This window comes from Streptomyces sp. NPDC055078 (assembly GCF_053607985.1).
The window spans coordinates 1-11,396 of the sequence record NZ_JBSGUP010000237.1 but is presented as its reverse complement, the minus strand read 5'-3'; the positions used below and the strand labels follow the sequence as shown (position 1 = coordinate 11,396).

Here is an 11,396-nt window from a genome sequence, read left to right as displayed (position 1 = left end):
GCCCTGGCGGGCGTGGGGGCCCCCAGCGCCGCAAACGCCGGCGGGGCTGGAGTGCTGGCCCAGGTCCCTCCAGGCGGGGTGGATGTGGTTGACCCTGGCTTTCAGGCGGGGGGATGCGCCTGGCCTGCGAGCCTGCCGCGCGTGGCGTGGGCGTGCACATCAGCCCGTCCGGCGATTGAGGACACCCCGCAGGGGTGCGCGTCAGCCCACGCGGGGCACGGGCCCCCGGGACCGAGGGACCGAGGGTGGGGCCTCCCCAAGAGGAGGGAACGAGGCGGAGCGGGGCCATTGACCTGTCCGGAAGTCGTCGGTACGGTGTCCCAAACAATCTGGTCCACTGTCCCAGATTGGACGCACGGCGAGTTCACCACCGGCCGATCCCGGTACTGCCAAGCCTCGACGGCCCAGCTGGACCCCACCGTGCGACAAACAACCGCCGTCATTCCCGCGCGGGCGGACACATGCCCGACATCATGACAGTTCAGTAGATAGTCTGACGTTCAGGAGAAGTGCCTTATGTTGCTCGGCTGGCGTGCACGAATCGGGCAGATCCGCCCCGCGACCGCGATCGAAGGGGCGGAGGAGTGGCGCTCCGTGGCCCCCACCGGAGTCGCCTTCGCCGATGCGCGGACCATCGTCCCCCGCGTCGACGCGGAAGGGCTCAAGGAGATGATGAGCCAGGTTCTGGATGCCTCGCGGCAGCTCGCGACCGCGAAGGTGGACCTGATCGTGCAGTGCGGTGCGCCCGGCACCTTCATTCCGGGGCCCGGTACCGATGAGAAGGTCACGGACGAGATCAAGGCCGTGACGGGCATCCCGGCGATCACGATGATGCAGGCGACGGTCGACGCGCTGCGGGCCGTCGGTGCCACCTCGGTCGCCGTCGGCAGCATCTACACCGACGACGTCAACGAGGCGCTGCGGGTGTACCTCACGGCGCTCGGCTTCGAGGTCGCGGTGATGGAGGGCCTCCAGATGACCGACCCGTACGACGCCAGCGTGCATGACGCGGACAGCGCGTACCGGCTGGGACGGCGGCTGCACAAGGCCGCGCCGGACGCGGACGCGCTGCTGATCTCCTGTGGCACCTACCGGACGTTCGAGATCCTGCCGTACCTGGAGATGGACACCGGTGTGCCCGTCGTGACCAGCAACCAGGCGTCGCTGTGGCGGGCCCTGCGCTACCTCGGGCTCCGTGACGAGATCCCCACGCTGGGCCGGCTGGGCCGGATCAGCTGACCTCCGGACCCGGCGCGGCGGACCCCCTGTCCGCGGACCGCGCCGTCCGGACCCCACACCGCCCACTGGGCCGAAACCCATCGGGCCGACGAGCGCCCATCGGGCCGAGAAGAGGAACAACGTGCTGGTAGACGCCCTGCAATTCGTCAAACCCTCCCGCGAGCGATTCACGGAGTGGCACACCGCCGGGATATCCGGGGTGCACGCCACCGTGGCGATCTGGGAGAACTCCACCGAGACCATGCGTGAGGTCGGCCGCTGGCAGCGCCTGCTCGCGGAGAACGCCGATCTGCTCCGGGAGGGCCGCTCGGGCGACGACATCCGTGAGGCGGCGGGCGAGGGCCGTACGGCCGTCGTCCTCGGCTTCCAGAACAGCAGCCCGTTCGAGGACGATCTCGATCTGGTGGGCGCCTTCCACCAGGCCGGGGTGCGGATCGCGCAGCTCACCTACAACACCCAGAACTCGGCGGGCGCCGGCTGCTGGGAGGGCGACGACGCGGGCCTGTCCCGTACGTACGGTGTCAATCTGGTCCAGGAGATGAACCGGGTCGGCATGCTCATCGACCTCTCGCACTGCAACGAGCGCACCACTCTGGAGGCGCTGGAGGCATCGGCACGCCCGGTCGCGATCACCCACTCGAATCCCCGGGAATTCGTGGGCGAGGACGTTGAACTCGCTTTCCGTAACAAATCGAATACGGTACTGAAGAAAGCCGCGGAGCAGGGCGGGGTCGTCGGACTGAGCATGTATCCGCGTATCGCCCCCAATGGGGTCGACTGCACGATCGACGAATTCTGTGACATGGTCACCTACACGGTTGATCTGATCGGCGTCGACCATGTCGGATTCGGTTCGGACTACTACGCCGGGCAGGGCGACGAGGAACTGCACTGGTGGCGCCAGGGGCGCTGGAGCCGAAAGCCGATGGTACCGATCTCCGGCCCGGTGGAGTTCCCCGAGTGGTTCGCTGCGGGCAGTGGTTATGCCCCGGTGCTGGCGCAGCTGAGCAAGCGCGGCTTCAGCGACAGCGAGGTGGAGAAGATCGCCGGCGGCAACTGGCTGCGGATGTTCGACGACGGCTTTGTGGCCGAACCGAAGAACTGACGACTGCCGCGAGGGCGTGGAGAGGGTGTGGTGAGGGCATGAACCGGTTCGACGTGGTGGTCGTCGGGGGCGGGCACAACGGGCTGGTGACAGCTGCCTATCTGGGCCGCGCGGGACTGAGTGTCGCCGTGGTCGAATCGCGTGCGCGCCTCGGGGGCCCGTGCGGAGGCTATGAATTCCTGCCGGGCCGCAGTCTCTCCTTCACCAATTCGCCCGGCTCGCTGAATCCGGCCGTGGTGACGGAACTGGGGCTCGCGGAGCACGGCCTGCGATTCGTCCGGGCCGATCCGACGGTCGTGCAGCAATTCGACGGGCGGTGCTTCCTCGGCTGGCGCGATCCGGCCCTGGTCGACCGGCAGCTCGACGCCTTCGCGCCCGGCGAGGCGGACCGCTACCGGGGTCTGATCAGTGGCCTCGAACGGCTGGGCGCGAGCCTGGAGGTCTCCCTGGACGGGCCGCCGCCCGCCCTGGACGAGCTGCGGGAGCGGCTGACCGACCCGGAGGAGCGGAAGCTGTTCACCGCCGTCTTCGACGGCAGCCTGACCGGACTGCTCCAGGAGCATCTCGTATCGGAGCAGGCCAAGGCGCTGCTCGGCATGCTGGCGCTGAACGCCCAGCTCGTGCCGCCGTCCGCCCCCGGTTCCGCCGTCGGCCTCATGATGCGCCCGTTCGCCCTGGCGGCGAGCGCGCGGAACGGCCCGCCGCGGGGCGAGGCGGCCGAGCGCGTCGCCCTGCGCGGCTCCACCGGTCTCCCGGTCGGCTCGATGAGCGCGATCATCGACGCGCTGGAGAGCAGTTGCCGCCGGTACGGCGTGGAACTGCGCACCGGCTCCCCGGTGACCCGCGTGCTGTACGGGGATGCGGGCGTCCGGGGCGTCGTCACCGCGACCGGTGAGGAATTCACCGCCGACCGGGTGGTGTCCGCGGTCAATCCCGTACATCTCTTCCGCGATCTGCTGGACGACGGCGCCATGGGTGCCGATATCCGTGGCGCGGTCACGGCGACGGAGATGCGCGGTTCGGCTTTCAAGCTGGTCCTGGAGGTCGATTCGCTGCCGTCGTACGCGGGACTCCCGGAGGGTGTCGATTCCGATCGGGTGCGGGCCTGTCAGTTCCGCTTCGGCTCGTCCCTCGCGCATATCGAGGAATCGGTGACGGACGCGCTGGCCGGGCACGCGTCCGAACAGCCCCTGATGTGGGGACTGATACCCACGCTCACCTCGCCCGGACTCACTCCCGGAAACACCCATCTCATCAGCGTCAACGCCTGGCACGCCCCCTACCGTCCGCACGACGGCGTATGGGACGCGGAGCGGACCGAGCGGTTCGGCCGGCGCTGCGTCGAGGAACTGTCGCGGCTGATGCCGGGACTCTCGGATCGCATTGTCGACCACCGGTTCATGAATCCGGTGGAAATCGAGAGCGAACTGGGTCTGATCGAAAGCAATATCACCCACGGCGATATGCTCCCCGCCAATCTCTTCGGCGCCCGGCCCCATCAGGCGGTCGCGGCATACCGCACTCCGCTCGCGGGCTTCTATGTCACGGGAGGCGGGACATGGCCCGGCGGATATGTCACCGGGACCCCCGGCAGGAACGCGGCCGGCGCGGTTATCGCCGATCTCACGGATCGCACCGAACCCAACAGGCCCACCGAACCCAACAGGCCCACCGGGCCCATCGAGAACACTGACAAACAAAGGCGACAAGCATGAGGCTTTCGCACCGCGGTGGGCCGGAGCGCCCACCAGGACAACACGCCCGCAGAGGCCGCCTGCGCACCGCGCTCGGCTGTGCGGTCGTGGCCGGTGTCCTGCTCACCGGCTGTAGTACGAACCCCGGCTTCGGCCGTGACTCCGGCACCCTCGTCATCGGAGCGGAGGGCGAGATACCCGCCCTGGACCCGCACCGGCTGTCCGGAACGGTGGGGCTGCGGCTGGTCGACGCCCTCTTCGACCCCCTCATCCGCGAGGACCTGAGCAGGAAGTCGGACCAGGCGCCCGCGCTCCGCCCCGCGCTGGCCGAGTCCTGGAAGGTGTCGCCCGACGCCCGTACGTACACCCTCACCCTGCGGGAGGGTGTCACCTTCTCCGACGGCGCCCCTTTCAATGCCGAGGCCGTCAAGCTGAACTTCGACCGGATCATGGACAAGAAGTCCCCGGTCCACGACGCGACCGCGGCGGGCAACATGAAGTTCCTGACCCGCTGGATCAAGCAGGTCGACGTCCTGGACCCGCGCACCGTGACCCTGGGGCTCGCCAAGCCGTACTCGGGTCTGCCTCGGCTGCTCACCGACCGGCGGATGTCGGTCGTCAGCCCGAAGGCGCTGCGCGCTCACCGGCCCGATGACATCGGACTGCACCCCGTCGGAACCGGCCCCTTCAGTCAGAAGAGCGCCGACCACGGCAAGCGGATCAATCTCCAGCGGAATTCCGGCTACTGGGGCGGGGAGCCCGAGACGCCCTCCATCATCGTCGAGTCCGTCACCGACCCCACCACGCTGGCGATCGCCGCCCAGACCGGTGAGGTGGACGCGATCCTGAGCGCGGGCGCCCAGCAGGTCCAGCAGCTCACCGACGAGGACACGATGAGCGTGCAGTACCCGGAGCCGGCGAACCAGTACTTCATGCGCCTGAACACCAGGATCGCCCCGACGAACAACGCCACCTTCCGGCAGGCCCTCAACTACGCGGTCGACCGCAAGGCGATCGCCACGCTCACCAACGGCCAGGTGGCACCGTCCACCGGGCCCCTGCCGCGCGGCAACGAGGCGTACGACGAGTCGGCGGCCGGCGGGAAGACCCCGTACGGCTACGACCCCGCACGCGCACGGCAGCTCATCCGGGAGAGCGGGGTGAAGACGCCCATACGGCTGCGGCTGCTCGCCCCCGACAGCGGTCCCGGGTTCTCCCAGGCCACCGAGATCATGTCGCTCGTCCAGCAGGACCTCAAGGCGGTCGGGGTCCAACTCGACACCCAGTACATGGAGTTCGCGTCCCTGGTCGCCGAGGAGGGCAACGGCTACAACGGCCGCACCCACGGCTCGTTCAACGGCTGGACCACGGGCGCCGACGCCGCCGACTTCCTGGAGCGGATGTTCGGCGGGAAGGGCCATCCCCCCAACGGCGTCAACCGCGGCTGGTACGGCAACGACAAGGTGGACGCCCTCTTCGACCGCGCGCGCGGTGAGCCGGACAACGGCCGCCGGATGGCGCTCTACCGCGAGGCCGCGGCCGGTATCGGGGCCGACGCGCCCTGGGTGTTCCTCTACCAGGACCGGCTGCCGCGCCTGCTGAGCCACAAGGTGCGCGGAGTCGCCCCCGCGGCATCGGTCTACATCGACTACACCACCATCCGCCGCCGGTGAGGAGACAACTGCCATGAAGGCCACTGCGGCACCCAGTCCACAGGCCGTGCGGGAGGCACCCGCACGGCGGCGCGGACGACTGCGTATCCTCTCCGCCGGCGGCAACGCCACCGCCCTCATCGGTGGCGCGATCGTCGCCGCCACCGTCCTCGTCGCCCTGTTCGCGCCGCTGATATCCCCGTACGACCCGCTCGACACGGATCCCTCGGCCGTCGGCCTCGGCCCGTTCAGCGACGGGCATCTCCTCGGCACCGACGAGGTCGGCCGGGACATCCTCAGCCGGCTGATGCACGGCGCCCGGCTCGCCCTCTTGGTCGCGGTCCTGCCGACGCTGCTCGCCCTGGTCGTCGGGGGCTGTCTGGGCCTGCTCTCCGGCTATGTGGGCGGCTGGCTCGACAGCACGCTCATGCGGATCTTCGATGTGATGTTCTCGTTCCCCGGGATCCTGCTCGCCCTCGGCATCAGTGTCGCGCTCGGCCCCGGCATCACCTCCATGATCATCGCGATGGTCGTGGTGACGGTCCCCGAGTTCGGGCGGATCGTGCGGGGCAATGTGATCGCCCTGCGGCAGGAACAGTATGTGGAGGCGGCCGGTGCCCTCGGGTACAGCCATCTGCGCATCGCCTTCCGGCACATCACCCCCAATCTGCTCGGCGGCGTGGTCGTCTTCGCCACCCTCCAGACCGGCCGCAACGTCATTCTCAGCTCAAGCCTCGCCTTCCTCGGCCTCGGCGCCCAGCCGCCGACCCCCGACTGGGGCCAGATGCTCTCCGGCGGCCGTGCGCTGCTGGTGACGGCCCAGCACGTCGCCACGATCCCCGGCCTCGCGATCGTCGTCCTGGCCGTCGGGTTCAACCTGCTGGGCGACGGCATACGAGACCGCCTCGACCCGCGCTCCAAGCAGTCCCGGACCGCGCGCGGCAGCAAGAAGCGGACGCTTTGGACCCGGTGGAGCCGGTCATGAACAGTCCTGGAGATTCGGCATGCTGACCTTCACCCTGCGCCGCGCGCTGCAGATGCTCCCGGTCGTCCTGGGGGTGACGATCGCCACCTTCGGCCTCGGCCAGATCATCCCCGGCGACCAGGCGAGCGCCCTGCTGGGCCCGAGTTCCTCCGAGGAGGACCGCCAGGCCCTCCGGGAGGATCTGGGCCTGGACCAGCCCGCGATCTCGCGCTACTTCACCTACCTCGGCAATCTGCTCAGCGGCGACCTCGGACGCTCGCTGTCCTTCGGCCGGCCGGTCTCCGAGGTGCTCTCGGAGCGGCTGTTCAACACCGTGCTGCTGTCCGGCACCGCGATCGTCGTGGCGGCCGTGGTCGGTGTCGCGATCGGCACCTGGGCCGCGCAGAAGCCCGGCTCCGCCCGGGACCGCGGGCTCACCGTCGGGGTGCTGTTCTTCAACTCCGTACCGTCGTTCTGGTTCGGTCTGGTGCTGATCGTCGTCTTCTCGCTGCAACTGCGGATCCTTCCCGCGACCGGGATGACCTCGATCGGCGGCGGCGGGGCCCTCGATGTGGCCGCCCATATGCTGCTGCCGGTCATCACCCTCGCCGCCTGGTCGCTCGCCGTGATCGCGCGGATGACCCGCTCGTCGGTCCTTGAGGTGATCGGCAACGACTATGTGCGCACAGCCCGCTCGCGCGGTGTCGGCGAGTTCCGGGTGATCGTGCGGCATGTGCTGCCGAACGCGATGCCGTCCGTGATCACCGTGATCGGCCTCCAGGCGGGCTTTCTGCTCAGCGGCGCGGTCCTCACCGAGACGGTGTTCTCCTGGCCGGGCATCGGGCTCGCCCTCCACCAGGCCATCTCCACCCGGGACATCCCCCTCGTACAGGGCGGGATCCTGGTGATCGCCGTCGCGTTCGTGGTGATCAACTTCCTGGTGGACATCCTTCAGGCGTACTTCAATCCCAAGATCAAACTGGCGTAGAGGGAGGGAATCACCGTGACCATTCTGGATGTGGAACATCTCAAGGTCGCCTACGGAGGCCAGGACCAGGGCCGAGAAGCCCCCCTGCTCACCGTCCGCGATGTGTCGTTCCGGGTGGCGGCCGGCGAATCGCTCGGAGTCGTCGGCGAGTCCGGGTGCGGCAAGAGCCAGACCATGCTGGCGGTGCTCCGGATGCTCGCCGCGAGCGGGGTCGAGATCTCGGGCCGGGTGAACTTCGACGGCAAGGATCTCACCGCCCTCACCCCCAAGCAGATGCGTACGGTCCGGGGCTCCGGCATCGGGCTCGTCTCGCAGGACGCGCTCTCCGCGCTCAACCCGGCCATGACCATCGGCGCGCAGATGGCCGAGCCGCTGGTCCGCTACGACGGGTTCAGCCGGCGCGACGCCGCCACGCGCTGTGCCGAACTCCTCGACCTCGTCGGTCTGCCCGGCGCCCGGGAGCGGCTGCGCAGCTATCCGCACGAACTCTCCGGCGGTATGCGCCAGCGCGTCCTGATCGCGATGGCCATCAGCCGTGACCCACAGGTCCTGATCGCCGACGAGCCGACCACCGCGCTGGACGTCACCATCCAGTCCCAGGTGCTCCAGCTCATCGACCGGCTCCGCAAGGAGCTGCGGATGGCACTCATCCTGATCACGCACGATCTGGGTGTCGTCGCCGGGATCACCGACCGGATCGCGGTGATGTACGCGGGCCGGATCGTGGAGATGGCGCCCACCACCGCCCTGTTCGACACGCCCGGCCACCCCTATACCCGGGCCCTGATGGAGTCCATTCCCCGGATGGACCGGGAGCGCGCCGACCGGCTGCCCGCGATCCCCGGCTTCCCGCCCGACCCCGCCGCGCCGCCGCCCGGCTGCGCCTTCCAGCCGCGGTGTTCCGTCTCCCGCCCGGAGTGCGGGGACGCCGTCCCGGAACTGCTCGTACTGCCGGACAGCGATCCCGGGCATCTGGTGCGCTGCCCGTTCACCGACGCTGACGCCGGTTCAGCCGCGCCCGGATCCGCGGACACCGCGGCCGGCGCCGGTACAGCGGACACCGGTTCAGCCGATGCCGGTTCAGCCGACACCGGTACAGCCGACACCGGCTCCGCCCTGGAAGAGGCCGCGCCCGGCGGTCGCCCGGCCGAGCGAGGAGAGAGCGCATGAACGCGAAGCCCGCGCAGGCGGCAGGGACCTCGGCGCCCGCCAAGGCCGCCCCGGCCACCGGGGCCGCCCCGCCCGATGCCGTCGTCGTCGACGATCTGCGGGTCCACTTCCCCATCCGCACCGGGGTACTGCGCCGGGTCACCGGGACGGCCCACGCCGTCGACGGTGTCTCCTTCACCGTGCCCGCCCGCAGCATCGTCACCATCGTCGGGGAGAGCGGCAGCGGCAAGACCACCACCGGACGCGCGCTGCTCGGCCTCTCCCCCGTCACCGCGGGGCGGGTCGAGATCCACGGCGGCGAACTGGAGGGGCTGCGCCGCGAGGGAAAGCTCCCCCGGCTCGCGCAGATCGTCTACCAGGACCCTTACGCCAGCCTCAACCCCCGTATGACCATCAGGACGATGCTCCGCGAGGTGCTCACCGTCCACCGGACGGTCCCGCGCGAGACGGTCGGCGAACGCGTCGAGGAACTGCTCGGGCAGGTCGGCATCCGCCCGGAGCTGGCCGACCGCTATCCGTTCGAACTCTCCGGCGGGCAGCGCCAGCGCGCCGCCATCGCCCGCGCGCTGGCGGTGGAGCCGCGCTTCATCGTCTGCGACGAGATCGTCTCCGCCCTCGATGTCAGCATCCAGGGACAGATCGTCAATCTGCTCAAGGACCTGCGCCGCGACAGCGATGTGAGCTTCCTCTTCATCTCGCACGACATGAGCGTCGTACGGCACATCTCCGACCAGGTCATCGTGATGTACGGCGGCCGGATCATGGAGAGCGCGCCCTGCGACGAGCTGTTCGCCGCGCCGCGCCATCCCTACACACACGCGCTGCTGGGGGCCGTGCCGCTGCCCGACCCCCGGTCCCCGGGGCTCAGAAGCGAGATCCGGACCCGTGCGGAACCCCCGGACCCGGCGGACCCGCTGCCGGGGTGCAGGTTCCAGCGGTCCTGCCCGTTCGCCACCGACGAGTGCCGCACGGGCGGTCCCCCGCCCGAGGTGGCGGTCGGGGACAACGGACACACCGTGGCCTGCCACCACTACGACTCACCCGCCGTACGCGACGCCCTGTCCGCGGAAAGGACCAGCACTCCATGACCTCCGTCCCGAAGACGACCACCGTCCCGAAGGCCGAGGAGTACACCTCCCACACCGGGGGCCGCAGGCGCGCTCCCGGCGGCACCGCCGTACCGCTGATCGACCCGGCGACCGGAACGACCTGGGCACACGCGCACCAGGACCCGGCCGCCGTCGACGACGCGGTGGCCGGCGCGCGCGCCGCGTTCCTCGACGCCTCCTGGGGAGGTCTCCCGCACCACGCGCGGGCCGATCTGCTGTACCGGCTCGGGGATGTCCTCGTCGCCCACGCCGAGGAACTGGCGGAGCTGGAGACCCTGGCGAACGGCAAGCCGCTGGCGGCCACCCGGGGCGAGGTCGGCGCACTGGCCCGCTGGTACCGCTACTACGCCGCCGCCGCGGAGACCCTGGAGAACACCTCACGGTCGCTCAGCGGTACGGCCGACGCGCTGATCACCCATGAGCCGCTGGGTGTCGTCGCCGCGTTCACCCCCTTCAACGGCGCGCTCTCGCTCGGTTCCTGGAAGCTCGCCCCGGCACTGGCGGCCGGCAACACCGTGATCCTCAAGCCGCCGCCGCAGGCGCCCGCGTCCTCCGTCCGCCTCGCCGAACTGGCGCTGGAGGCGGGCCTTCCGCCCGGCGTCGTCAGTGTGGTCATCGGTGGCGCGGAGGAGGGGCAGCGGCTGACGGACCACCCCGATGTGGCGATGGTGACCTTCACCGGGAGCACCGCCGTGGCCCAGACGCTGGGGGCGCGGGCAGCGGCCCGGATGAAGCGTTACGTCTGTGAGGCGGGCGGCAAGTCCGCGCATATCGTCTTCGCCGACGCCGATCTCGACGCCGCCGTCACCGCCGCCCGGCAGGGCGCGTTCTCCGCGGCCGGGCAGACCTGTGTCGCGGGCTCGCGGATCTTTGTGCAGCGTGAGGTGTACGAGGAGTTCCTCAAGCGGTACGGGGACGCGGTCGGGCGGCTGCGGGTGGGCGACCCGCGCGACCCGCGCACCCATGTCGGTCCGGTGGCATCGGCCGGGGCCCTGGCCCGGATCGAGTCCTATGTGGACGACGCCCTGGAGCACGGTGCCAGGGCACTGGTCGGCGGCCGGCGGGCGACGGTGGCCGGCGCGGAGGCCGAGGCGGGGTTCTGGTACGAGCCGACCGTGCTGGTCGACGCGGGCCCGGAGCTGGCGGTGTGCCGTGAGGAGGTCTTCGGACCCGTGGTCACCGTCCACCCCTTCGACACGGAGGACGAGGTGGTGGAGCGGGCCAACTCCGTCGAGTACGGACTCGCCGCGGGTTTCTGGACCCGCGACGCGGCCCGCGCGCACCGGGTGGCCCGGCGGCTGGAGGCGGGTGTGGTGTGGGTGAACACCTACCGGATGCTGCACTGGAGTGTGCCGTTCGGCGGCTACAAGCAGTCCGGCCTCGGCAGGGAGAACGGGGTCGAGGCGGTCGCCGAGTTCCTCCAGACGAAGTCGGTCGTCACCGAGCACGGGACACCGGCCGACCCGTTCGGCGAC

At 70.3% G+C, this 11,396-nt stretch carries 9 protein-coding genes; all 9 read left to right on the top strand.

Annotated features, from left to right (window positions below; genetic code table 11):
- Nucleotides 1-516: 516 nt before the first annotated feature.
- The gene (locus ACWF94_RS20475) at nucleotides 517-1,239 is read left to right on the top strand and encodes a maleate cis-trans isomerase family protein (protein ID WP_453490046.1); all 723 of its coding nucleotides are present in this window, start codon (nucleotides 517-519) and stop codon (nucleotides 1,237-1,239) included.
- A gap of 121 nt (nucleotides 1,240-1,360) precedes the next feature.
- Nucleotides 1,361-2,344, top strand: coding sequence for a membrane dipeptidase (locus ACWF94_RS20470; RefSeq protein WP_453490043.1), 984 nt, complete (start codon nucleotides 1,361-1,363; stop codon nucleotides 2,342-2,344).
- A gap of 38 nt (nucleotides 2,345-2,382) precedes the next feature.
- Entirely contained in the window at nucleotides 2,383-4,059 is a 1,677-nt protein-coding gene (locus tag ACWF94_RS20465) for a phytoene desaturase family protein (protein WP_453490040.1), read from the top strand.
- Complete coding sequence (locus ACWF94_RS20460) at nucleotides 4,056-5,711, top strand: ABC transporter substrate-binding protein (RefSeq protein WP_453490037.1); 1,656 nt, start codon at nucleotides 4,056-4,058, stop codon at nucleotides 5,709-5,711. Before ACWF94_RS20465 ends, ACWF94_RS20460 begins: the two co-directional genes overlap by 4 nt.
- A gap of 13 nt (nucleotides 5,712-5,724) precedes the next feature.
- A complete protein-coding gene (locus ACWF94_RS20455; RefSeq protein WP_453490034.1) occupies nucleotides 5,725-6,675 on the top strand; it encodes an ABC transporter permease in 951 nt (316 codons plus the stop codon).
- A gap of 19 nt (nucleotides 6,676-6,694) precedes the next feature.
- On the top strand, nucleotides 6,695-7,642 hold the full coding sequence (locus ACWF94_RS20450) for an ABC transporter permease (protein ID WP_453490031.1): 948 nt from the start codon (nucleotides 6,695-6,697) through the stop codon (nucleotides 7,640-7,642).
- Between the two features lie 15 nt (nucleotides 7,643-7,657).
- A complete protein-coding gene (locus ACWF94_RS20445; protein WP_453490028.1) occupies nucleotides 7,658-8,812 on the top strand; it encodes an ABC transporter ATP-binding protein in 1,155 nt (384 codons plus the stop codon).
- Complete coding sequence (locus ACWF94_RS20440; RefSeq protein WP_453490025.1) at nucleotides 8,809-9,900, top strand: ABC transporter ATP-binding protein; 1,092 nt, start codon at nucleotides 8,809-8,811, stop codon at nucleotides 9,898-9,900. The genes ACWF94_RS20445 and ACWF94_RS20440 overlap by 4 nt, the downstream gene beginning before the upstream one ends.
- Nucleotides 9,897-11,396: aldehyde dehydrogenase family protein (locus ACWF94_RS20435; protein WP_453490022.1), on the top strand; the 1,500-nt coding region annotated here is incomplete at its 3' end. The genes ACWF94_RS20440 and ACWF94_RS20435, both read left to right, overlap by 4 nt.